We start from the raw sequence: 24,541 nt of genomic DNA, 5'->3' as shown, positions 1-24,541 counted from the left end.
TGTCGATTTCTCTACCCATACTTGACCCCGGGCGGGGCCAATTTTTCAATTGTTTGTCGATTTCTCTACCCATACTTGACCCCGGGCGGGGCCAATTATTAATCAGTTATAATTTCAAGAATCTGTCGAACCAGTCTTTTACTTCCTTGTACCAGAAGATAGAATTTTGCGCCTGCATCACCCAATGGTTTTCGTCGGGGAAATAGACGAGACGGGCAGGAACACCCTTCCCTTTAAGGACACCGTATAACTCAAGTCCCTGTGTGACAACTACACGATAATCCTTTTCGCCGTGAATGACCAACATTGGTGTAATCATCTTGTTTGCATATGATGACGGGCTGTACTTAAGAACCTGTTCCTGATTGTACCAGGGAGCACCGCCGTAAGCAAGTTCACGGAAGTGAGTCATATCCGAGGCAAACTGCCCGTAATAATTGTAAACACCGGCATGAGAAACGAGAGCCGAAAATTTATTCGTCTGTCCGGAGATGTAATTCACAAGATATCCTCCGTAACTCCCACCGGCAGCTCCGACCTTGTTTTCATCAATAAAATCGAACTTGTCGAAAAGAAATTCATTGGCATTCATTATGTCGGTATATGGTTTGTCACCGTGGGCTCCCACGATTGATTCAGCGAATTTCTCTCCGAATCCTGTGCTCCCGTGGAAATTAACCATCGCAACCACATACCCCATAGCAGCAAAAACCTGTGAATTCCATCTGTAATGGAAATCATCGCTAAATGCTCCGTGTGGACCACCATGAATGAGGTGAATAAGGGGATATTTTTTTGTCTTATCAAAGTTTGGGGGATAAAGGAGGAAAAGCTGCACAGAATCTTTGTCTGCACCGATATAATAATGCTCTTCAAATTTCCCGAATTGGATTTTTGCTGTCAGCTCTTCGTTCAGATCGACAATTTTGTTGAGCTTTTTGGAAGACTGATCATAAGACACAATTCTTTGGGGAGTAGTATTGTTCTGATTCAGAAACCAGACCATATTGCTATCGGGATCGACGCTGCTGTTAGTACCGTCCGCGAAAACATTTTGTAAATCTCCACCATCAGGATTGATTTTAAAAATTCCTGTCCGTCCTTTATAATCACATGCAAAATAAATGGTGCCTGTTTTTGCATCAAATTCAAATTCACCAATTGAAAGATCAATTTTTGCAGTAAGAAGTGTATCCTTCTTAGAGGAAAGTTCGAATCTTGAGAGTTTGTTGTTCTCCGCGAGTTTATTCACATCGAGTGTTTTAAGGTAGTAAATAAAATTGCCACACGGTGAAAAGCGGGCACTTCCATCACCTGCCAAATTGCTGACGGTGATGTTTTCCATTTTACCACTGCCATCAGTTTTAAGGAGGAAGAGGTCGAAATTCAATTCTTTAAAATATGGTTTTGGTGTTACATTTGCCGAAAGTACGATCTGCCCACCGTCAGGTGAAATGTCGTAATCCGCACCACTTCCCCCTGCTGAGAGTATTGCTTCGTTTGCAGGGGTAAGATCGGTCACTTTTCCGGTTGCAACATCTACTGCATAAAGATGCGTAACAAATCCGTCAGTCAGCCAACTGTCCCAGTAGCGATAATATCTGTCTTCGGTGACTTTTGCGGTAACCTTGTTCTCTTTTTTGGCCTTAATAAGCTTTTTCAGAGTATCAAGATTTCCCTGAGCTTCAGGATATGTATTTGCAGCAAAGGCGATTTTCTTCCCATCGGGGAACCACTTTATCGAGGTGGCGCCGAGTGGCATTTCGGTAAGGCGAACTGCTTCCCCACCCTCACGGGAGATGATATAGATTTGTCCCCGCTCATCACCTTCTCTCTTTGCAACGAAAGCGATCTTTTTCCCGTCGGGTGACCATACAGGTGATGATTCACCCCCCTTGCTTGAAGTAAACTTTCTGTATTCGGAAGTCTTTAGATCAAGCAGAAAAAGGTCGCTTTCGGATTCATTTTTGGATGCGTCGTAAGTGGTTACTGAAAATAACGCTTCGGTTTTTGCAGGATTTACAACAAAACTTCCGATTCGTTTCATTTTCCAGATATCTTCGGCTGTCAGTGGTTTTTTATCCTGTGGAACAGCGGAAAAAACGAATAAAACGGCAAAAATGATGGTTGCAAAGATTCTCATGAATTTTCTCTATTTTGGCAATTTATCGATAATGTTTCTTTTGTACTCTTCTCTGAATACACCTTGTCCGGCGTAGTTTGTGTAGGAAAATACTGCCATACCTTTTTCTTTAAGTCGCTGATCTGTACTTGAAATTCTTGCAATCGGATCGGGATGGGTGGAAAGAAATGTCTCAAGTCCGCCACTTTTGGAACTGACTTTTCCGTCATCTCTCATCTTTTCGAAAAAGAATTTCACCCCACCGGGATAATAGCGGGTGTCTTTCAGGTATTCGATTGAATACTTGTCACTTTCATCCTCATTCGAACGGCTGTTGGAGAGCAAAGATAAACCGGCAAAAAGATTTGCTGCAATTTCCACATACTTGTTGGGATTCTGACCCAAAACAAGGCCGATCAACATTGATGTGCCATACTGTGCGGTCATTCTCTGGGTTGCGTGCCTCCGTTCGGCGTGTGCGATTTCGTGTCCAAGAACACCGGCGAGTGCAGCTTCAGAATCAAGATACTTCAAGAGTCCTGTATAAACATAAACTCTTCCACCCGGAAGGGCGAATGCGTTTAGAACATCGGGTCTGTCGATAATTTCCAACTGATAGGTGTAAACATTTTTTTTGGTAATCGAATTTGATTGAAGAAGATGATAAAAAATCCTGTCGTTCAAATATTGCTTTACTGCAGGATCACCCCTGAATATGGGGTATTCCTTCGGGTCTGCTGCTATTTCTGCAGCGACATTGGACCCCAGTGATACTTCATCAGCGTCTGAAAATATATTCAGTCCAAGGCTGGAACAGGCTGAAATGAAGAATGTAAATGCGACTGATAGGACAACCGCACTATACTTATGGATTCTCATATTATACCTCGATTAGGTTTGTTTATTTGCTTTCCTTTTTCTGCATTTCATCCCAGAGTCTCTTAACGAGCAGGTCGATATTCAAACGGGATGCAGAAGAGATAATCATCGGTTTTCCCCGATAGCCTTTTATTTTTACTTTTTGAAGTGCTAAGACACTTTCCTCATCCAACAGATCCGCTTTTGTCAGAGCAAGAATTTTCTTCTTTTTTGCAAGAGTTGGACTGAATTTTTTCATCTCATTCAGAAGTGTAGCCAGATCGCGATTGTAGTCATCTGATGTAATGTCGAGGAGAAAAAGAAGAATACCTGTTCTTTCGATGTGTTTTAGAAACTGGATTCCCAACCCTTTCCCTTCGCTGGCTCCCTCAATTATACCGGGGATATCCGCCATCGTGAAAGAGTCATAATCTCCCACGCGGACAATTCCGAGGTTTGGTTCAAGAGTAGTAAACGGATAATTTGCAATTTTTGGTTTGGCTTCGGAAATCACTGAAATGAGAGTGGATTTTCCTGCATTCGGGAAACCGACGAGTCCGACATCTGCGAGCAGTTTCAGTTCAAGATCGGCTTTAAAACCTTTGCCGGGTGTTCCCGGTTCGGCGGTTCTGGGAGTTCTGTTTACTGCTGTAGCAAACTTTGAATTTCCTTTGCCCCCCTTTCCCCCTTTTGCAATGAGGTAGGTTTCGCCTGCTTTTTTGACATCAAGAACAATTTTTCCTGTGTCGGCATCTTTAATAATGGTACCAACCGGAACCTTTATTATCAGGTCTTCCCCTTTCCGCCCGTCCTTAAGGGAGGTTCCACCCGGTTTACCGTCTTCGGCCGCATATTTCTTTTTATATCTGAAGTCAAGCAGAGTGTGAAGGTTATGGTCGGCATATATATAAACCGAGCCCCCGTCACCTCCGTCACCGCCTGACGGTCCGCCTTTCGGAACAAACTTCTCTCTCCTGAACGCTACTGCACCATCGCCGCCTGATCCTGCTGAAATTTCTATACTTACAAAATCTATAAACACTTTTTAACCCGTAAAACTTCTTTCTGTTTTTTCTGTTAGTAAACGCGCATACTTGTTTTTTTCGCTCAATCCTGCATTCGCAAAAATGATTGAGAGAAGGTTTCGTGCCTCACTTATACCTGCACATTTTTCAAGAGCCTCGATGCTGCTGAAAAAGTCGGAATGATCACCATCAAAGATATGCTGAATTATCTTCAAACTTTCATCCTGATCAAGGAGCGACAAAATATTCTTTTTCTCCTTCACATTCGAAATTTCGGGATCCACCCTGGGAGGGAAACTGAATTCATATCGTTGAACAGGTTCGTCATCAATTATCCTAACCTGTGGTTCATCATTTATCGATGGCAGTTTTGAAATAATCTCCATTGCATCATCACTTGGCTTAATCACCCCGGGCTCTTCCACCTCCTCGAACTCAATTTTCTTTTTGGGAGCGGAAATAGTTTCTTCAATTGTTTTTGAAGACATCGTTTCCGGAGCTTTTCTTACCTGCTCTTCCCTCTTAAAATCAATGGAAGGACGGTCTTCCTGTTTTTTTTCGATCACCGGAACGGGTTCCTGAGTCCCCTGATTTGCGATAGCGGGAGACTCCTCTTGTGGAAGTGGTGCCAGAACCGGTCGCTGTGGTTTGATTTCTCTGGTTATTTCAAGATGGGTATCAAAAATTGAGGTTTCATCCCCTGTAAGAACATCCTTTATTTTCCAGACACTTAATAATTCTTTCTTCTCATAATGAGGGAGTAACTTTTCGTATGCATCATTCAATCCTCTTGAAAGGAGGAAGAGCTTCATACATTCCTTATCGAGAGAAGGGAACTCATCTTTATAATTGAAGAAGTGACTTAAGGCATCCACACCGTCTGAGATAATGGAATTGAAATTACCATCCAGGAGCTTTTTGTTTACCTTCTGCATCGTCTCATCATAATCCGATTCAACCAGTTTACCTGACTTCTGCAGCTTCTCCAGGATATCAATATAATATCTAAAATAGTAAACTCTGTTTCGAAGATCGGTCAGGAGCCCCGGATTTACACCGTCTTTAGAGGAAAAGATATGCTTCTTCAGAAGGAATACGGGGTTAAAAAGAAAATTTAAATTGAAGACAGCAGCCTTTTTCAAAATGACTAACAATTCTTCCTTCGAAATTGACACTCTTAAGCCGTCCCCTTTTTCACCTTCCAAAATGCTTTCAGCCCAAAGATATTTGATGAATGCCGGATGAATACCCATGGATTCAAGCTCTTCAATCAAAAATTCATTAACCGGCGAACCGGATATCAGTTCGCTGTTGAGTTTTAGTAACTTTGCTGCTTTTTCTTTAAACATCATTTTCTAACAAAAAAGGCTGTCGGGCAATATCACCGCCGACAGCCCGTTATTAAATATATATCCGCTTACGATAAACCTGCTTTCAGGTATTCACGATTGAGGAATGCAATATTTGCTACTGAGATACCTTTTGGACATTCAGCTTCGCACGCGTAAGTATTTGTACATGATCCGAAACCTTCTTTGTCCATCTGAGCAACCATGTTGAGCACTCTCTCTTTCCTTTCCACTTTCCCTTGAGGAAGGTGACCGAGGTGTGAGACTTTTGCTGCAACAAACAGCATGGCTGAGGCATTTTTACACGCGGCAACACATGCCCCGCATCCGATGCAGGCAGCAGCATCCATAGCAAGCTCAGCATCCTTTTTGGGAATCGGAACTGCATTACCATCGGGAGCAGAACCCGTGCTAGCAGAAATAAAACCACCCGACTGCATTATTCTGTCGAAAGCCGAACGATCTGTGATGCAATCCTTAATTACAGGGAACGGTTTTGCACGCCATGGCTCGACAGTAATGGTCTCACCTTCTTTGAAGGATCTCATAAACAACTGGCACGCAGTCACTTTCTGTCGCGGACCGTGCGGTCTGCCACTTATGTGGAGGCTGCACATCCCGCAAATACCTTCACGGCAGTCGTGATCGAATGCTACAGGTTCCTCATTTTTGGCGATAAGGTCCTCGTTCAGGATGTCGAGCATCTCAAGGAAAGATGTGTCTTCAGAAATATTAGCTACCGAATAATCAACAAATCTGCCTGAATCTTTCGAATTCTTTTGACGCCATATTTTCAACTTAAAGTTCATATTTACATCTCCTTCCTATTTGTAGCTTCTTTGGCTGGGTTTGCAGTATTCGAATGTCAACTCTTCTTTGTGAAGTTCAGGTTCTTTTCCGGCACCTTTGTATTCCCAGGCTGATACGAAACTAAAGTTTTCATCATCTCTTTTGGCTTCATTGTCTTCTGTCTGAGATTCCTCTCTGAAGTGACCACCGCACGATTCACGACGGTTGAGTGCATCTTTGGCCATAAGTTCGGCGAGTTCAAAGAAATCTGCAACCCGTCCCGCTTTTTCAAGTGACTGGTTCAACTCTTCATTTACTCCGAGAACTCTGACATTTTTCCAGAAATCTTCTCTCAGCGTTTGAATTTCTGAGATTGCCTCTTTCAGTCCTGTCTCGTTTCTTCCCATACCGACTTTGTCCCACATTATCTTACCGAGTTTTTTGTGGTAATAGTCAACAGAGTTTGTACCTTTTATTGAAAGAAGTTTGTCGATGCCTGACTTGACATTCTTCACAGCTTCTTCAAATTCAGGTGCATCTGTAGTAACTTTCGGGAATGTGTTTGAGCCAAGATATCCGCCGACAGTAGAGGGAAGTACAAAATAGCCATCGGCAAGACCCTGCATTAATGCAGAGGCACCAAGCCTGTTCGCACCGTGATCCGAGAAATTGGCTTCACCTGCAGCAAAGAGTCCGGGAACTGTGGTCATAAGGTTGTAGTCAACCCACAATCCACCCATTGTGTAATGAACTGCAGGATAGATTCTCATCGGTACTTCATAAGGATTTTCATCCGTTATTTCATAGTACATGTCGAAAAGATTGCCATATTTCTCCTCAATTTTGGCTTTGCCCTGTCTTTTAATGGCATCTGCAAAATCGAGATAAACCGCCATCTTGGAAGCACCAACTCCTCTGCCTTCATCACATACCTGTTTGGCAGCACGGGAGGCAACATCTCTCGGAACCAGGTTACCAAATGAAGGGTAACGGCGTTCGAGATAGTAATCCCTTTCTGCTTCGGGGATATCCTGAGCTTTTCTTGTATCACCTTTTTTCAGCGGAACCCACACCCGTCCGTCATTCCTTAGACTCTCTGACATGAGAGTAAGTTTCGACTGGTGTTCACCGCTTACAGGAATACAAGTCGGATGTATCTGCACAAAGCAGGGATTTCCGAAGAAGGCTCCTCTTTTGTGAGCACGCCAGATGGCACTTGTGTTGCAACCTTTGGCATTAGTCGAAAGGTAATAGACATTACCGTATCCACCCGTTGCGAGAATCACTGCATCTGCTGCATGTTTCTCAATTTCACCTGTAACCATGTTACGGGCTATAATTCCACGGGCTTTCCCGTCGATCATAACGACATCCAGCATTTCGTGGCGTTCATACATCTTAACCTGACCGAGGCCAACCTGGCGGGAAAGTGCGCTGTATGCACCCAGCAACAACTGCTGACCGGTCTGTCCTCTTGCATAAAATGTTCTCGAAACCTGTGCTCCACCAAATGAGCGGTTATCAAGGTATCCGCCATATTCTCTTGCGAATGGAACACCTTGTGCCACGCACTGGTCGATGATGTTTACGCTCAATTCTGCAAGACGGTAAACATTTGCCTCACGGGCACGATAGTCACCACCTTTTACGGTGTCATAAAAAAGTCTGTAAATCGAATCGCCGTCATTTCTGTAATTTTTAGCAGCGTTTATTCCACCCTGAGCAGCAATACTGTGAGCTCTCCGGGCGCTGTCCTGATAACAAAAAGCCGAAACTTCATATCCCATTTCACCAAGAGTAGCTGCAGCCGCACCTCCAGCAAGACCCGTACCGACTACTATAACATGATATTTTCTTCTGTTTGCAGGGTTTACAAGTTTAAGGTCGAATTTGTGGTTATACCACTTTTTCTCGATTGGTCCGGAAGGGATCTTCGAATCTAAAGCCATTATTTACCTCCCAGGTTAAATAAAAAATAGAGTGGAATGATAGCGTATAGAAGGGGAACAATGATCGCAAAAGCCAAACCCAGCCCTTTTATCACAGGAGAATATTTCTTCCCAAGAAGACCGAAGGTCTGAAACGAACTCTGAAAACCGTGGTTGAGGTGTAACCCCAGCAGGGCCATTGCAAACACATAAAATCCGGAATAAATTGGTTGTTTGAAAGCTTCAACTACCAGCTTATACATATCATGCTGCCCAAGAAATCTGGTCTCGACAAAGAAACTTCTCAGATGGATAACAAGAAAAACCACTATAATCAAACCACTCAAAAACATCGAACGGGAAGTCCACGCACTGTTTGCATTTGCATCCCTGACTGCGTAAGCCACTGGTCTTGCAGCCTTGTTTTTCAGCCAGAGTTTGGTACCAATGAACATGTGGAAAACGAATCCCAAAACCAGACCAATCTCGAGCGTTCTGATAATTGGATTGGTTGACATGAATTCAGAGTAAGCATTGAATGCAACCCCGTTATCATTCTTGAAAAGTTGAAAATTACCGGCGAGATGCACCAGCAGGAAGGAAATTAAAAAGAGCCCCGTTAGACCGGATACAAATTTCTGGCCAATCGAAGAGCTCAAAAACCGCAAAAACCATCCCATTACATTGATCTCCGAAAAATTGAAATGTAGTGTTTTTTTAACAAAACAGACGGTTGAACCCGGAAGGAACAACCGCCCTGATAAATTAATTTAATGCCTGAATTTATTGATTTCAGAGTATATATTCAAACTCAAAAACCGTCAAAAAAGTGCCTTTAGGCTTTATTTTTGATCTTTAGAATTTAAATGGCATTACGAAACTGACTCTTGGTTCAATTCTCTTCTGAGGTTCGTAACCAACCACATTGTTCGATGCATCTCTGATTGGCAGATATGTCCAATGATATACAAGCGATACAATGAGGTACTTGTAGGGTTTGTAACCCACTTCAACATAAGCGTGTGATCTTTCATCAGTGGTGAAGAGCTCTGATTCATCCTGAATACCTGATTTTTCATAACCGGCATAGAGAACATAAGCTCCGTCCTTTGGAGAAAGGTCAGTTTTAAGTTGTAAAATACCACTTTTTGGAGTTTTGTCGAGTCTTTGGTAACTTCCGTAAACTACTGCATAATTTGCAATATCTGCTCTAAGCGCGCCAAACCAGCCGTTGTCACTTTCGCCCATGAATTCGAGCGCCATGATCTTTCCTGCAGGTGCACCACCCATGATCGCAAATCTTTCGATCTCATACAAACCGTCGAAGTATGAAGGAAGGAATTTACCTTCGTTGAATCTTCTTTCAAACTTGGTTGAAAGTTTTACCATTCCAAGTCCGTTTAAGGAGAGCATGAAGCCGGCATTTACTCCCGAACCGTAATCAGACATTTTTGTGTAGTTTGTAAAAAGATCCACACTCAACATATCCGATTTAACAACCGGTAAACCAAGATCAACCGAGAATCCGCTTACCGAACTTTTCTTTTCAGTTACAAGGAAATCTCCCTTGGCATCATAATAACCTTTCAGAACACCGGCTTTTTCATTGAAGTCACCGGCAAAGGAGAGACCCACTTCGAGGTTGCTGATTACAGGTATCTTTGCGGCAGCTTCGGAGAAACGGAGAGGTCGAACATAACCTCTAAGACCCGCTACACCGCCTGCAGCAAAATCGCTGTACATCGACTCAAATCCCCATTTACCCAGATCGACATCAAAGTTGAAACCTGTTTTTCTGTTGTCGAAACTGGAACTGTTGTTATACATGTAAATCAGGTTTCCCTGTCCCAATGTATAATAATCTATCATACCAACTTTTGCAAAAATATCATCCTTCTTTTCACCGTATCTGACATAACGGATGATCGAAAGAATTTGTGAAGCGGTCTTGTAATTCTCATCACGAAGTTTGCCTTCCGGTGTGAATTCAAGATTGAGATCAAGTCCTACACCAAATTTCGCAAAACTGATATCGGGAGTGAACCTCAGATTATAGTGGGGCTTACCGTCAATCCAAAGAAGACCGGCACTGCCTTCAACATTTCCTGTTCCTGCCCCGGGGTAGTGACTAAAATCGGGGAAGTTGCTCATTTGTGCATTGAGGTTAAAAACCATCAACACAAGTACGGAGAGAAGTAGTATTGTTCTCTTCATTTTTTCCTCTCTTATGTGAAAACTTTTTCGGTTACAAAATATCAAAAAATAACATTTTAATATATGTTTTTTTATATTTGTGACGATATTTTCTCAATCTAATTTTCTCAAATAAAGAGGTATTCCCTGCTCACTTTGTTCAGACCCGTCAATTTTATCATTACTTTTATCTCGGGATTCCTCTCTGTCTTTATTGCTATGGGTGGAGTTTACTCCGACACCGTCCTCTTTTTTGGCAGTCTCATCGGAATATCGGCAGGACTTGTAGCCGCCGGTGGCAACATCATCAACGATATTCTGGATGTGGAGACGGATAAAATCAACCGTCCGGATCGCCCCCTCCCCTCGGGCAAGGTCTCCGAGACAACAGCGATGCGGCTCTATCTTTTCACCAAAATGGGGGGAATATTTTTTGCATCCCTCGCCGGAATGATCCCGGCGGTTATTGCGGCATTGTCCTCCATTGTCATTTTTTTCTACTCATATTATCTCAAAAACATTCCATTGGTGGGAAACATCACGGTGGCGTTTTTCACAGGATTGATCTTCGTTTTCGGTGCCTCTGCAGTAGACAACTACAGCGGAGTGCTCTTCCCCTTCATTTTCTCATTTTTCATCAATCTGATACGGGAAATTGTAAAGGATGTTGAGGATATGGAGGGTGATGAAGCGACTGAAGTGACTACATTTCCCATCGTCTTCGGTCTGGATGCATCAAAAAAATTAATTTCCATACTGAGCCTTGTGCTGGTTGTTCTTGTGTTCCTCCCTTTTGTCTTTCAGGTGTACAAGATTGAGTATCTTGTCATCATTTCTTTGTCCGTTGCTCCCGGTATAATGTCATGCATGGATGCTGTGAGAAAGGCAAGCTGGAAAAAAGATTATACGGTGATAAGTCGAAATCTTAAATGGATCATGATTCTCGGAATCGTGGCGATATTGTTCGGCTTATGAAAACATTCGACGATTTTTACCGGATCAGATTTAATACCGAATTTCTCGCAGGAACAGATGAAGCAGGTAGAGGACCTCTTGCGGGACCTGTAATGGCTGCCGCTGTTATACTCCCCCCTGAACTCGATCTGCCTGAAATAAACGACTCGAAAAAACTGACCGATAAAAAACGGCGGGAATTGAAAGAGGTAATTTATACTTATGCACTTACGGTAAGATTTACAGCAATTGACGCCGAAGAAATTGACAGAATAAATATTCTAAGAGCCTCCCTGAAAGCCATGAGGATTTCAGTGGAATCGCTTACCACAAAACCCGGGATTATCCTCGTTGACGGAAATAAATCTTTCGAGTCTGATGTTTCACTTCTCCCCATCGTAAAAGGAGATGCAAAATCACTTTCCGTTGCTGCTGCTTCGATTATTGCGAAAGTGACCCGGGATGATGCCATGTTCGAACTCTCAAGAATATACCCCGAATACGGTTGGGATCACAACAAAGGATACCCCACCAAAGACCACATAGCCGCTCTTAAGAAATATGGACCAACACCTTACCACAGAAAAACATTTATCGATCACATTATTGGACTGGATTTGTTTGATCAAGGGGGGAATATCCAGAAATAAATTTGTTTTTTGAGGTTTAAAATTTGTGCTGTGAGGTTCAACAGGTTGAAGTTTTAGCTTTAGTTCCTCGCACAATCTGTTCTTTATCTTTCTTCAAGCTCCAATTGCCAATCCAGTCGATTAATTTTGCTTTGTAAATCAGATAACTCCTGAATTAATCCATCAAGGGATGAAGATTCCCCGTAAATCATATTTTCTTTCATTCGGATATAATCCGATTCCCATACGCGAAGCAAATTTTCCGGAGGAATAAACCTGATTGAGGCAGGAGAATGCTTACTGTAATCTATTCCGGAAATGCGAGTAAATCTTTGACGGTGATTGACTATATTTTTATAAAGTTCAGGATTCTCAAAAGCCCGATCAGCAAATTCTGTTTTACAAATCATCTGAATATCATATAGGTGTCGGCTCATTCGTTGAATTCGAATTTTATCCCCGGGTTTCTGATGTTCTTCGTGCAATAAAAATATTTTCTCGAGGAAAGTCCTCTCGGGATTAACGGTTGAGATGGATAGCGGTTTATCGGCAAATGCAGCAGATGAGAAATTTTCAGCCACCATCGATCGGAAAGACCTCTTTGTGTTTGGCTCACCCAATGAACGAAACCCAATTTCAACCAACAGGCCGGGTCTCATATATGAGTCCTTCTCAGTAAGTTTTGGGTAATAAATTTCGATTATGGTAGGATCCTGATCGTGATTAGCAACCTTAACATCATTTACTGAGACATGATCAAAACCTGCCTCGTTAAATTTTTCCTCGAGCTCTCTCAGGAAGATGTTGGTGATATAATCGAATGATGCCTTTCTAAGTCGTCTTATTTCTGATTTTTTGAGTTGTCCCGTAAATCCGAGAAAACTCCTGTCTAATGCCAAATCGATATCTTCTGAAAATCGTTTGATAAGGTTCCATCCCTTGCTTAATGAAGTGCCTCCTTTAAAGAGTATCGATTCTGCACATTCCATTGAGGAAATCAGGGAGAGTGTTTGTACGACCCACCAATCTTTTTCAACTGCCACTGCAGGCAATCCAACCTTGTTGCCCGTGGCGGTAAAAAGATTTTTCTTCTCAGTATCGGTTAGTTTTAGCCACTCGCTCAGATTTGTACTTTCACTCATTGACACTATTTTTCATCCTCCCTTCGATCAACTCTTTTATCCATTTAGGTGCAAGTCTTAAATCATGTTCCAAGTGTGAGGGTTTTTCATTCCTCAATAATTCTATAATTTTCTCTGTTTCCTCTTTTGTAACCTTACCGTTTCCGATATCCTTAATCGCTTGAATCACCAGCTTACTGATATTGCCAATCCTCGACAGATTTTTTGCGCTGGTTTTCTTAAAGGTAATTGTAAAGTTTCCAATTCTGATTTTACGGGCAGAGGCATCGGTATAGTATACTATATTTAGAGGTAGCTGAGTAGTCAATCCCAGCTTATATAATGCAAAGCTTCCGGTTGGCAAAATTCTTGCCCTGTCTCTTTTTGCAATGCTCACAGCAATCTCATCGACACCGGGAATTATCAAGCCAACAATTTTATCCACTTTCGGTCGAATAAATATTCCCCTTGCGACCCGATATAATACTCCAGAATTTACTAATCTCTCAAGGCATTTATTAATGGTTTTGGTATTCCCAATACCGGAGAAATCATCAGCAAAAAAAAGCGTGCCCCTCTTGGCTTTTTTAATTTTCCTAACTATTTGTTTTTCAATTGGTTCTGTCATTTTAGAATCTTTTTTTTGTCGCAAATTTAGCAAATTTTTGCGACAAATTATGTTATTTGCCTCAAGTCGTAATCTTCCTATTCAACTAATTCGAGTATTAAGCTTGAAAGTGGTTAAAAATCCTTCGTCAAAACTCAAAATCCCGGATGATTTGACTTCCATTCCTGAAATCGATTACGACTCTTTGGAATAACTCAAACCCATCATCTCGTTCTTACAACGCGGAAACCCAGAAAGTCGTACTTGAGGTTGGGGGCGAAATTGTACCTGACAGCCACGCGGGAATACTGAGCACTGCTGCTCCAACTTCCACCACGAGCCACACGGTGGGTACCTGTTTCTGGGCCCGTCGGATTTGTTTGACTTGCCGCCGAGTAATCACCATACCAGTCCCAGCACCACTCCCAAACATTTCCATTCATTCCGTAAATCCCCAGTTGATTCGGGCTCTTTTCCCCGGCATCATGTGTGGTGTTATTCGAGTTACCACTGTACCATGCCACGGCATCGATGTTGTTACTTCCACTGTAGAGAGTATTAGTCGACTGTGCTCCACCTCTTGCGGCATATTCCCATTCGGCTTCTGTTGGCAGTCTGTAGCCGTTTGCACTTAAGTTTGCAGTCACAACAAGGCCGTTAATTGTGTAAACGGGTGTAAGTCCTTCTCTCGTACTCAATAAATTACAAAAATTGATGATTTCGTACCAGGTTACGGATTCAATGGGTTTGCTGTTGCCGATAAAATTGGCAGGGTTGGTTCCCATCACTGCCAGCCATTCCTTCTGATTAACTTCAAATTTTCTTATTTCATATGCTGAAAGTGTAACCTGATGTGACGGTCGCTCGTTATCGAGGCATATTCCTTGATCGGCTGTGCATCCCATCGTGAAAGTGCCTCCCGGAATGAATACCATCTGAGAATAGTCCTGCTGTAACTCATAACTCCTCGGCTGGTTTTGTCCGCTGATTACTGTAATATTTTCCGTCTGACTTAGATAATCAGGGGCCTCCACCTTCAGGGTATAATTTCCGGGTACTATGTTTGAGATTGTTCCGTTACCCGACAGAGTTTTTAAAGTCGTTCCGTTGTAAATCAATTTTGTTACTGTAGTTGATATATTGGATGTTATCTGAACTGAGCCATACGGTATACTTACAGTCTTTTGTTCGTCTTTGATCAAATTGAAATCCCCGAACCATAATGGTGAGTTTGGTTCCTGAATTTCAACAGTGTAATAACCGGTAATCAGGGAATCAAGCAGTCTGCTGTCTTGCCATGCGAACTGATCGACCAAGTCTCTTTTTAGTTTGCATGTGGAGCCGGGAGCGATAACATTTATACTTCCCGTCTCCCACTCAATTATCCTGTTCTCGTTTTGATTGATAGTAAAATTAGTACTCGGGGCAGGGGCTCCTGCGAACATTTGACTCTTTAAAGTGTAACTGCCGGCAAGCCAAGGATTAAAATCTTTGGTACCTGACCATGCGTGTTGTTCCACTCCATCCATCAACAGAGTGTTTTTATAATCACTTTTTGTTTTTATCGTGAAACTGCCAATGGGGGGTTCAACCGTTTTGGTTTGAAGTTTCACAATCGTCACATTGCTTACATAATCAGGGAGTAACGCATTCACTTTTACTTTTACTGTGTAATCCCCTACCCAAAGTGAATCGAATAATCTGCTGCCGTTCCATCGCTCAACTTCTGTAGTTCCCCTCAACAAAACACACTGCATCTGACTCTGAACCCTGACATCCAGTTTTCCGTATTCAAGTTCAACCACTTTGGTTTGCTGTTTGGCCAAAGTAAAACTTGTGGAATATTCAGGGAGCAAGGGATTAACCTTTATCTTTACTGTATAATCGCCAATCCAAAGAGAATCGTACTTTCTGCTGCCGTTCCATCGTTCCAGTTCTGTAGTGCCTCTTAACAACACACATTCCATCTGACCTGGTACCCTGATATCGAGCGTGCCGTAGTCGAGTTCGATTACTTTGACCTGCTGTTTTATAAGCGTAAAACTTGTTGAATATTCAGGCAGCAACGGATTAGCTTTTATCTTCACGGAATAATCCCCAACCCAGAGAGAGTCAAATCGCCGGCTTCCATACCAGCGGTCAAGCTCTGTAGTCCCCCGAAACAGAACACATTCCATCTGATTCCTGGCTCTGACATCCAGCTTCGCATAATCGAGTTCAACCACTTTTGTCTGCTGTTTTACAATCGTAATATTGGTTGTGTAATCGGGAACCAGCGGGTGTACTTTTATTCTTATCTGATAGGCACCTGCCCACAGTGAATCGATTATCCTCCTGCCATTCCACCGGTATAATTCAGTCGAGTCATTAAGCGAAAGAACGGCTTCCATTGTTGATGGAATTCTTACATCCAGTTTTCCGGATTCCATCTCCAAAATGAAGTTTTGTGCTTTTGATACCGTAATGTCCCTGGTCAAAAAATCAGGGACTCCCGGGACGCCCAGTTTAACTTTGTAGGCTCCGGTCCAAATTGTATCAATTTTCAGGCTTCCTTTTCCGGAAAAAAGGGATTTATTATCTTTTGTAACTTCCCATGTAAAATCGGATTTGAGTCTAATGTCTAATGACCCGGTGGCAGTCTCAACAACTTTTTTCTGGTTTACACCAAGCTCAAAACTTTCTTCAAAAGACGAGTTGAATTTATCGGAAGTAATCTTAACTTTATAGGTACCTTCAGCCAAACCCGGAATTAATTTTGATCCTGTCCATTCAGATACTATATCACTCGATTTGTAAAGTATGCATTTAGCGTCCGCGGTTGTAACAACCTGAATGGAACCGCTCGGCAACACTTGTACAGGATTGTCAACAGAAGCACAACCTTGAATAAATACCATAAATATTGACACCGCAAAAAGAGTAACCATTTTTAGTATCGTTTGGATCATAAATTTTTTCTCGTTCGTTTTTGATTTATTAAATTCATCCTGCTTTGGAAAGCTATGCGCTATGAGGTTTGAGGTATGAACAATGAACTACTTCAAACTTCATACTTCAATTTCATTTTTTTGATTAGTTGCAAAATACCCTAAAAGCAAAATTATGAAAGCTTTGGCAAATTTTTGTGGTAATTTTTAGTGTTTTTCGAAAATATTTATGTAGCGGTTTTACGAATAAAGTAGTCACTGTTTCCCGCAACCGACATTAATCCCGAGTCAGCTTATAGATCATAGTTCAAAGTTCATAGCTCTGTAGGTTTCCGCGTCCTCTCAAATTCTCTGCCATTTACAAATTATGTTTAGTTTTGAATGAGAGATTTTAGAATTTTGAGAGGCAGAACTTTGGAAGAGAAAACCGGCATCCGTTCCTACGCACTTGATGCACTAAGAGGCTTTGCAATTCTTACCATGATATTATCAGGGAGAATTTCCTGGGGCAACCTCCCGGGCTGGATGTATCATGCTCAGATTCCGCCGCCGGCACATAAATTTAATCCGACACTTCCAGGAATCACATGGGTTGACCTCGTATTCCCTTTCTTCCTTTTTGCCATGGGGGCAGCATTCCCCCTTGCTCTCTCGAAAAAAATTAAAGACGGTAAAGTTTCAACTGATTTGATAATTCAGATATTCAAAAGAGGGGTACTGCTCTCATTTTTTGCGATTGCAATCCAGCACCTTCGTCCGCATGTGATGAGCAAAAGTCCTGATGCAGTTACTTATCTGATTGCTTTGTTGGGATTCGGACTGCTTTTTCTCATTTTCTGGCGATTCCCCTCATCAATATCCAAAAATACCGGACTAATGCTGAGAAGTGCCGGTTGGGTTGGAATCGCTGTTCTTCTCGCTCTTGTCACATACCCCGACGGTTCAGGCTTCAAAATGTCCCGTTTTGACATTATTATTGCCGTTCTTGCGAATGTTTCGGTTGCCGGCTCACTGATTTGGATTTTCACCCGAGAGAATATTTTATTAAGACTCGGAATCATGGCGATAATTCTTGCAATCAGACTCTCCCACAATTCCGATGCAGGTTTTATAAAAGATCTCGCTTCACTTCAACCATCGGGTTGGGTTGTAAATGTAAATTTCCTCAAGTACCTTTTTGTTGTGATACCCGGAACAATCGCGGGAGATATCATAATTAAAATGATGAAGACCAACACTTCCGTGATCAACGAAACCTTCTCAGAGTATAAAACAAAAGCATTCTGGCTTATGCTTTTTATGGCAGGGTTCATTGTGCTCTCCCTCGTAACTCTTTATAACAGATGGGTTTGGCAGGGATTTATCGGAGGTCTTACTCTGGTGGCAGCTTCATGGGTGCTGATTAAGGAAATAAAGGGAGACTATTACAATATCCTCAAACAACTTTTTATCTGGGGTTCATTCTGGTTCATTCTCGGGTTCTTCCTCGAACCTTTCGAAGGAGGAATCAAGAAAGACCACTCAACCATGAGTTACTATTTCCTGACTTCAGGGCTCGCTCTTTACTTTATAATTTTCTCATCACTGCTAATAGATTTCTTCAAGAAAAAGAGCTGGATGGGACTCCTGATCGACAGCGGACAAAATCCAATGATTGCCTATGCCGGCGGCGGAAACCTGATAACTCCTGTTTTGGGGCTGCTTGCAATAGAAGGCCTGATGAACCAGTACCTCACCACCCCTGTACTTGGTGCATTGAAGGGATTCCTTGTCACTCTTGCGCTTGCGTATATTGTTAAACTTTTCACAAAATATAAAATATTCTGGAGGAGTTGATTACGGAATCAGGTCAGCTTTAATCTCTTCCATTATCCGGTTAATGTCCTTCTTCTCTTCCATGCAGGTACGGAGGTCCAAGGCGAGTTCGCTTGTTTTTTGCGGGTTCGAAGTCCGGGCAATATCTGCCTGAATATCTTTGATTGCCTGATCGATTCGCAAAAGTCTGAATTTTTTTACTGAATCAATCGTAAAAATTGACAGGGCTGCTGCGGGATTCACAGGGAGCAAGTCTTCGAGGTGCTCGCTGATTCTGTGTTTTTCTAAGACGAGATTCATAATATACGCTTGTTCCTCTTCCAGGTACCTTCCCTGAAGATTTTTTACAGAAGGGATTGTACCCGATTCTAACTCCTCGTAAACTTTTTCCGCGATACCATAATGTATCGGTACGGTGTATTCTTCCGGTCTGATAAACTGGAAAATAAACTGCAACACCCGCTCGTCCCCTTCAAACATCAATCTTATCAGCTCAATTTCATTTAACTCGGTGGCAGTTTTTGTCTGATGCCCTGAATATTCATCACTTTTAGCAACAGCGGTACCGGTCTCTCCCCTTTTTTCACCCTGCTGAGGCAGTCTTTCCCTCGGTTCGAAGTGTCGCTGCTCCACATCCTGAGTTCTGATCCTGTTAACTTCCTCTTCGAGAATTCTTTCACGGAACTGGAATTTTTCAGCAATTTTTTTGATCAGAACTGTTCGTCTGAGTTCGTCAGGGATGAGAGCAACGGGACGCACCATCTCCTTTATTGCCTCTGTCATCTTGTCGGGATTATTGAACCAGCCCCCTTTTTCAAACGCGAGATACTGGTAATCTATAAACTCTTTTGCATTTTTAACGAATTCCAAAAATTCTTTGGCACCGTATTTATGAACGAAGGAATCCGGATCCTCACCCTCAGGAAGTGACATTATCATCAAATTCAAATTGTGTCTGAGCACCACTTCAATGCTTCTCATCGCAGCTTTATAACCGGCAGGATCCGAATCGAAAAGAAGGTAAATGTTTTTCGTGTATGATGAAAGGAGTTTCACCTGCTCATCGGTAAGTGCTGTCCCAGAAACAGCCGCAATATTCTTTATCCCATTCTGAAAAAGGGAGATCACATCAAGATATCCCTCAACTACGATGACCTGATCGAGTCTGCGTATTTCATCTTTCGAGTGGGAAAGTCCATAGAGTACCCGCGATTTGTTGTATATCGGACTTTCGGGTGAGTTGATATATTTCCCCGTATCTGTCCGCTTTTCGAGAATTCTGCCACCTGCCCCGATTTCCCGTCCGTGATGAGAGAAAATTGGAAATATCAGTCTGCCGGCAAATCTCTCATATATTTTCCCCTCGGATTCACCCAGAAAACCAAGCTCAATTGCTTTTCTTTGGTCGAACCCGCCTTTTTTATAAAAATCAATCAGCTTCCCCCGCACACCGGGTGCGTAACCTAGACTAAAATTTTTGATTGACGCATCATTGATTTTCCGGTTCCGGAGATACTCAAGAATATGTTTGTTGTCAGGATTTTGAATAAGCTGTTCAGCAAAAAAACGGATTGTGGCTTTTGTAAGATCGTAATATTCTTCAAACTTTTTTTGTTCTTCATTCGTTTTTTCGTCCTGAACGGGTAAATCCACTCCATATTCGCGGGCGAGTTCACGAACAGCATCCAAAAAGGAAAGATTGCTGTAGTCCATCAAAAACTTTATCGAATTTCCCCCCTTGTGACAACCAAAGCAGTTATAAATCTGCTTTTTAGGGCTCACCATAAACGAAGGGGACTTCTCGGAATGAAACGGGCACAGTCCGCTGTAATTGGAACCCGACCGCTTCAAACGGACAAACTTCGACACCACATCAACTATATCGGCGGCCAGTAATACTTCTTGGATTTTTTCTTCAGATATTTGCATCGTTTGACTTTACAGAGCAGAAGCGGAAGAAACGGACCGGTAAACTGGTTTTACCTTTTTCTCATTCCGCCGGAACTATGAACTTTATTCTTTCCTTTTAAGTTTATTCACAAAAATAACTCTTCAGAAGATATATTTAAATTTAATTTTTGATTCTTTTAATTTTTGAAAAATAAAACCCTGCCATGACACAAATTTTTGATCCAAAAGTGCTGTTGACCAACAATGTTTATGCTCTAAAAAAATATTGCAATTCATTGACAGAATATTCCAGATATTTAACCCGGGAAGTGAAAGTTGGGGATATCGGAATTGGTGGTTCGAATCCCATCCGCATTCAAAGCATGACCACAACTGACACAATGGATACAAAAGGCACTGTGGAACAGTCGATTCGAATGATCGAAGCCGGTTGTGAACTGGTAAGAATAACCGCTCCGAGCCTGAAAGAAGCAAAGAACCTCGAAGTTATTAAAAATGAACTACGGGCAAGGGGATACAACACTCCTCTCGTTGCAGACATCCACTTCACTCCAAACGCAGCAGAACTCGCTGCAAGAATTGTGGAAAAAGTAAGGGTAAATCCGGGAAATTATGTCGATAGAAAAAGATTTGAAGTAATTGAGTACGATGACGCAACCTACATGGCAGAGGTTGACAGAATCAGGACGAGGTTCACTCCCCTCGTTAAGATCTGCAAGGAATATGGTACAGCCATGAGAATCGGTACAAACCACGGTTCCCTGTCCGACAGAATAATGAGCCGGTTTGGTGATACTCCCTTGGGCATGGTGGAATCAGCACTCGAGTTTGTAAGAATCTGCCGCGCTCAAAATTACCACAATATCGTCCTCTCAATGAAAGCAAGCAATACACAGGTAATGGTCGAAGCGTATCGACTGCTTGTAAGTAAAATGGAGGAAGAGGGAATGGATTATCCGCTTCATCTCGGTGTAACCGAAGCCGGTGGAGGCGAAGATGGCAGAATTAAATCTGCTCTTGGAATTGGTGCCCTCCTTGAAGATGGTTTGGGAGATACAATAAGGGTCAGCCTGACGGAAGATCCTGAATTCGAATCCCCCGTTGCCATAGCCCTTGCCAACAGATACGATAACAGAAAAAGCCATACCCCAATACCGGAAGCAGGTGTCTCTCCAATAAATCCATTCGATTACAAAAGGAGAGAAACCCTCCAGCTCTTAAATGTTGGTGGAAGTTCGGTTCCTGTTGTTGTTTCCGATTTATCAAACGCCGATGTCTCAAAACCTGAATCTTTGGCTTCTGTTGGTTATTTTTATGATGAACCAACAGACAAGTGGAATATGAACGACCAGGCGAGCGATTATTTTTACTTTGGCGAAAATCTGCCCGGGTTTGATCTGCCTCACGGATCTAGAGGGATTTTCACTTATAATTTCTGGAAGAACCTCGAAAACAAGGGTAGATCTCTCCCTGTACTCACAAAAGAGGAATATCTCTCGGAAAATGATCCCGAGCTTCTTTTCAAATTTCTGAGCATTTCACTTCCTGAACTTAACAATGAAGTCATTAACCATCTTAAAGAGGATGCATACACTATAATTCTCCTCGGAACGAATAACGAACACGGACTTCCCGAACAGAGAAGGTTTTTCTTTGAATTGATTCAAAATGAAATCAGGAATCCTGTAGTACTCCATCGTCACTATAAGAATATTAACCCGGAAAATTTTCTCCTTTACCCCGCAACCGATTTTGGCGGTTTGCTTATAGATGGTCTTGGTGATGGTGTATTCGTTACGGTTGAGAGTACGGAACCTGAGTTCAATCATGATACCGAAACTGTGAACAGAGTGCTATTTGGAATTTTACAGGCTGCCAGAGTAAGAACTTCCAAAACGGAATATATTGCATGCCCCTCTTGCGGAAGAACCCTTTTTGACCTGCAGGAAACGACCGAAATGATCCGTAAAAGAACCTCTCACCTCAAAGGTGTAAAAATCGCCATCATGGGTTGCATTGTGAACGGACCCGGTGAAATGGCTGATGCAGACTATGGCTATGTAGGAAGCGGTCCCGGAAAAATTACTCTTTACCGTGGAAAAGAAGTGGTTACTAAAGCAATAGCTACCGAATTTGCAGTCGACAAACTGATTGATCTCATTAAAGAAGATGATAACTGGGTGGAACCGGTTTAATTGTTTGCCTTAATGTATTGCAATTTCATTATAAACTTTCAGGTATATTTTGCCATGTAACGAAAAATTTATATTTTTGTAAAGTTTATGTTTACACTTTGCAAAATGACGAAAAAACCAATTAGACAATTTATACCTAACAACAGCAACGCTTTTTAGTTACCGTTTTATTTACCGCACTTCACGTTTACGAAGTGCTTTTTTTTTCTTATGACAGTACAACAAATATCAATTTTTTTTGAAAGTTGGGCACCAAAGTTCATCCAATGGGAGCGGGATAACACCGGATTGCTGGTCGGCTCAGGCAGACAGGAGGTAACCGGAGTCTTGCTTTGTTTTGATGTTACCGAAGATGCCCTCGAGCGAGCACAGAAATTGAAGTGCAACCTGATAATCAGCCACCACCCGCTGATCTTTTCCCCTCTAAAAAAGATAACCCCGGACTCAGGCAGAACTTCAAAATTGATATACAAACTTATTCAAAACAATCTTACCCTCCTTTCTTACCATACAAACCTCGATTTCACCCATGACGGAGTAAACCACCAGTTGGCAAAAAAACTAAATCTTTCGAATTTGTCGTATTTGAAACCTGTATCAGGCAAGTCGATGAAATTGGTGGTTTTTGTGCCTGAAAATGATGTTGATGTCGTTTCTGCTGCAATTTTTTCCGCAGGAGGTGGGGTAATCGGTGAGTACACAAACTGCAGTTTCACTTCAGCGGGAACAGGAAGTTTCGTTGGCAGCGAAAACAGCAATCCCTCTGTCGGTCAAAAATCAGCTTTTGAAAAAGTGAAAGAAGTCCGTCTTGAAGTGCTGGTAAACGAAGGAAATGTAAAAAAAGTTGTGAATGCCATGAAAAGTGTTCACTCTTATGAAGAACCCGCTTACGATATCTACCCGTTAAAAAATGATGAAACCCGTTATGGAATGGGAGTTATCGGAACATTGCCCGCAGAGATGGAGGAAACAGCCTTTTTGGAGCATATCGCCAAAGGTCTCGGCTGCAAATCTTTGAAACACTCAAAACTGACAGGCAAAAAGATTAAAAAAGTGGCTGTATTTGGAGGTTCCGCCTCAGAATACTGGGAGGATGCCGCTGCCGCCCGTTGCGATGCCTTCGTGACAGCGGATATAAAATACCACACATTTCAGGATGCTGAAGATGACATTCTGATTGTGGATGCAGGACATTTTGAAACTGAGGTCCCGGTACTTCAGGAAATGAAGAAAAAACTCGATGATTTTCTGGTAAAAGAAAACGAGGACACAAAAGTTTTTATTTATGACGGTGATGAGAATCCTGTCCACTACTTCAATTTTTAAATAGGAGAATATACATTGAAAAATAACTTGGTGCTTTTCTATCAGGTTCAGATGATAGACAGAAGTATAGACAAACTCGAAGAGCAGAGAGGTGACCTTCCTCTTACAGTTGAAGCTCTCGAATCAAGATTGGAAACCCTCAAACAAACCATAGAAGAAATGGTGGCTCAGAGAGTTGATGCAGTCGAAAGAAGAGAAGCAAACAATGAGAAAATCAAAGAACTTCTCGACAATCAGAAAAGAGCCAAAGCACAGCTCTATAAAGTAAGGAACAATAAAGAGTACGACACCATCACAAAGTCGATTGACGCTGCTGATGCTGAATGTACCAGACTTGAAAAAGAGAGTGATTTCCTTGTTTCAACCATGGAAAAAGTTGACGAAGAGATTGCAGCCCTCAACCCCAAAGTTGCTGAACTTGAAGAAGACCTCGAACACAAGCGTAATGAACTGGCTCTCATCAAAGAAAACAACGCAATGGAAGAGCAAAAACTCCTGAAGCAGAGAGAGTCTCTCGTCGCCCAAATGAAGAAGAGTGATTATTCTCTCTACACCCGTGTCCGCTCCGCCAAAAAAGGACTCGCCGTTGCAAGAATCAGAAGAAACGCCTGCTCCGGCTGCCAGACCATCATACCTGCCCAAAGACAACTTGAAATCAGACGCAACGCCCGTATGTTCACCTGCGAATACTGCGGAAGAATCATCGTGTCTGCCGAAATCGCCAATGAAGCGGGAGAGATGGACGAATAGCGTTTATTAATTATGAGTTATGAGTTATGAGTTTGTGTATTT

At 42.3% G+C, this 24,541-nt stretch carries 18 protein-coding genes; 6 read left to right on the top strand and 12 right to left on the bottom strand.

Annotated features, from left to right (window positions below):
* Nucleotides 1-106: 106 nt before the first annotated feature.
* The 8 genes from J0L60_15900 to J0L60_15865 all read right to left on the bottom strand — a co-directional run bounded on the left by J0L60_15900 (nucleotide 107) and on the right by J0L60_15865 (nucleotide 10,285).
* Nucleotides 107-2,143 (bottom strand): S9 family peptidase, encoded by a 2,037-nt coding sequence (locus J0L60_15900; protein MBN8547613.1) that lies wholly within the window; start codon nucleotides 2,141-2,143, stop codon nucleotides 107-109.
* A gap of 9 nt (nucleotides 2,144-2,152) precedes the next feature.
* Nucleotides 2,153-3,001: a M48 family metalloprotease gene (locus J0L60_15895; GenBank protein MBN8547612.1), complete on the bottom strand. Its 849-nt coding sequence runs from the start codon at nucleotides 2,999-3,001 to the stop codon at nucleotides 2,153-2,155.
* Nucleotides 3,002-3,023: 22 nt separating this feature from the next.
* A complete protein-coding gene (gene obgE, locus J0L60_15890) occupies nucleotides 3,024-4,022 on the bottom strand; it encodes a GTPase ObgE (GenBank protein ID MBN8547611.1) in 999 nt (332 codons plus the stop codon).
* Between the two features lie 3 nt (nucleotides 4,023-4,025).
* Entirely contained in the window at nucleotides 4,026-5,357 is a 1,332-nt protein-coding gene (locus J0L60_15885; protein ID MBN8547610.1) for a hypothetical protein, read from the bottom strand.
* 65 nt (nucleotides 5,358-5,422) lie between these two features.
* A complete protein-coding gene (locus tag J0L60_15880; protein MBN8547609.1) occupies nucleotides 5,423-6,163 on the bottom strand; it encodes a succinate dehydrogenase/fumarate reductase iron-sulfur subunit in 741 nt (246 codons plus the stop codon).
* Nucleotides 6,164-6,178: 15 nt separating this feature from the next.
* Nucleotides 6,179-8,092 carry a fumarate reductase/succinate dehydrogenase flavoprotein subunit gene (locus J0L60_15875; GenBank protein ID MBN8547608.1) on the bottom strand — a complete coding sequence of 638 codons (1,914 nt, stop codon included), beginning with the start codon at nucleotides 8,090-8,092 and terminating at the stop codon, nucleotides 6,179-6,181.
* Nucleotides 8,092-8,751, bottom strand: a complete 660-nt coding sequence (locus J0L60_15870; protein MBN8547607.1) for a succinate dehydrogenase cytochrome b subunit — start codon at nucleotides 8,749-8,751, stop codon at nucleotides 8,092-8,094. The genes J0L60_15875 and J0L60_15870 overlap by 1 nt, the downstream gene beginning before the upstream one ends.
* A gap of 175 nt (nucleotides 8,752-8,926) precedes the next feature.
* On the bottom strand, nucleotides 8,927-10,285 hold the full coding sequence (locus tag J0L60_15865) for a hypothetical protein (GenBank protein ID MBN8547606.1): 1,359 nt from the start codon (nucleotides 10,283-10,285) through the stop codon (nucleotides 8,927-8,929).
* A 135-nt stretch (nucleotides 10,286-10,420) separates the two neighbouring features.
* On the opposite strand from J0L60_15865, the gene J0L60_15860 reads away from it, so the two are divergent.
* Both J0L60_15860 and J0L60_15855 read left to right on the top strand, forming a co-directional pair.
* A complete protein-coding gene (locus J0L60_15860) occupies nucleotides 10,421-11,239 on the top strand; it encodes a geranylgeranylglycerol-phosphate geranylgeranyltransferase (GenBank protein ID MBN8547605.1) in 819 nt (272 codons plus the stop codon).
* Complete coding sequence (locus tag J0L60_15855) at nucleotides 11,194-11,868, top strand: ribonuclease HII (protein MBN8547604.1); 675 nt, start codon at nucleotides 11,194-11,196, stop codon at nucleotides 11,866-11,868. The genes J0L60_15860 and J0L60_15855 overlap by 46 nt, the downstream gene beginning before the upstream one ends.
* An 83-nt stretch (nucleotides 11,869-11,951) precedes the next feature.
* Here J0L60_15855 and J0L60_15850 read toward each other — a convergent pair whose 3' ends face one another.
* The 3 genes from J0L60_15850 to J0L60_15840 form a co-directional block, all read right to left on the bottom strand.
* Nucleotides 11,952-12,989, bottom strand: coding sequence for a nucleotidyl transferase AbiEii/AbiGii toxin family protein (locus J0L60_15850; GenBank protein ID MBN8547603.1), 1,038 nt, complete (start codon nucleotides 12,987-12,989; stop codon nucleotides 11,952-11,954).
* Nucleotides 12,982-13,596, bottom strand: coding sequence for a hypothetical protein (locus J0L60_15845; GenBank protein ID MBN8547602.1), 615 nt, complete (start codon nucleotides 13,594-13,596; stop codon nucleotides 12,982-12,984). Before J0L60_15845 ends, J0L60_15850 begins: the two co-directional genes overlap by 8 nt.
* A 203-nt stretch (nucleotides 13,597-13,799) precedes the next feature.
* Complete coding sequence (locus J0L60_15840; protein MBN8547601.1) at nucleotides 13,800-16,523, bottom strand: SUMF1/EgtB/PvdO family nonheme iron enzyme; 2,724 nt, start codon at nucleotides 16,521-16,523, stop codon at nucleotides 13,800-13,802.
* A gap of 393 nt (nucleotides 16,524-16,916) precedes the next feature.
* Here J0L60_15840 and J0L60_15835 point away from each other — a divergent pair, with 393 nt between their 5' ends.
* A complete protein-coding gene (locus J0L60_15835; protein ID MBN8547600.1) occupies nucleotides 16,917-18,338 on the top strand; it encodes a DUF5009 domain-containing protein in 1,422 nt (473 codons plus the stop codon).
* On the opposite strand, the gene J0L60_15830 is transcribed toward J0L60_15835, so the two are convergent.
* Nucleotides 18,339-20,246, bottom strand: coding sequence for a DNA primase (locus J0L60_15830; protein ID MBN8547599.1), 1,908 nt, complete (start codon nucleotides 20,244-20,246; stop codon nucleotides 18,339-18,341).
* 185 nt (nucleotides 20,247-20,431) lie between these two features.
* Here J0L60_15830 and ispG point away from each other — a divergent pair, with 185 nt between their 5' ends.
* From ispG to J0L60_15815, 3 genes are all read left to right on the top strand, one after another.
* On the top strand, nucleotides 20,432-22,423 hold the full coding sequence (ispG, locus tag J0L60_15825; protein ID MBN8547598.1) for a (E)-4-hydroxy-3-methylbut-2-enyl-diphosphate synthase: 1,992 nt from the start codon (nucleotides 20,432-20,434) through the stop codon (nucleotides 22,421-22,423).
* A 210-nt stretch (nucleotides 22,424-22,633) separates the two neighbouring features.
* The gene (locus J0L60_15820) at nucleotides 22,634-23,749 is read left to right on the top strand and encodes a Nif3-like dinuclear metal center hexameric protein (GenBank protein MBN8547597.1); all 1,116 of its coding nucleotides are present in this window, start codon (nucleotides 22,634-22,636) and stop codon (nucleotides 23,747-23,749) included.
* A gap of 15 nt (nucleotides 23,750-23,764) precedes the next feature.
* The gene (locus J0L60_15815) at nucleotides 23,765-24,499 is read left to right on the top strand and encodes a hypothetical protein (GenBank protein MBN8547596.1); all 735 of its coding nucleotides are present in this window, start codon (nucleotides 23,765-23,767) and stop codon (nucleotides 24,497-24,499) included.
* Nucleotides 24,500-24,541: the final 42 nt, after the last annotated feature.

This window comes from Ignavibacteria bacterium (genome assembly GCA_017302895.1).
Lineage (GTDB): Bacteria > Bacteroidota > Ignavibacteria > Ignavibacteriales > Ignavibacteriaceae > UTCHB3.
The sequence above is the reverse complement of the archived record's forward strand: the minus strand, read 5'-3'. Positions and strand labels throughout refer to the sequence as shown.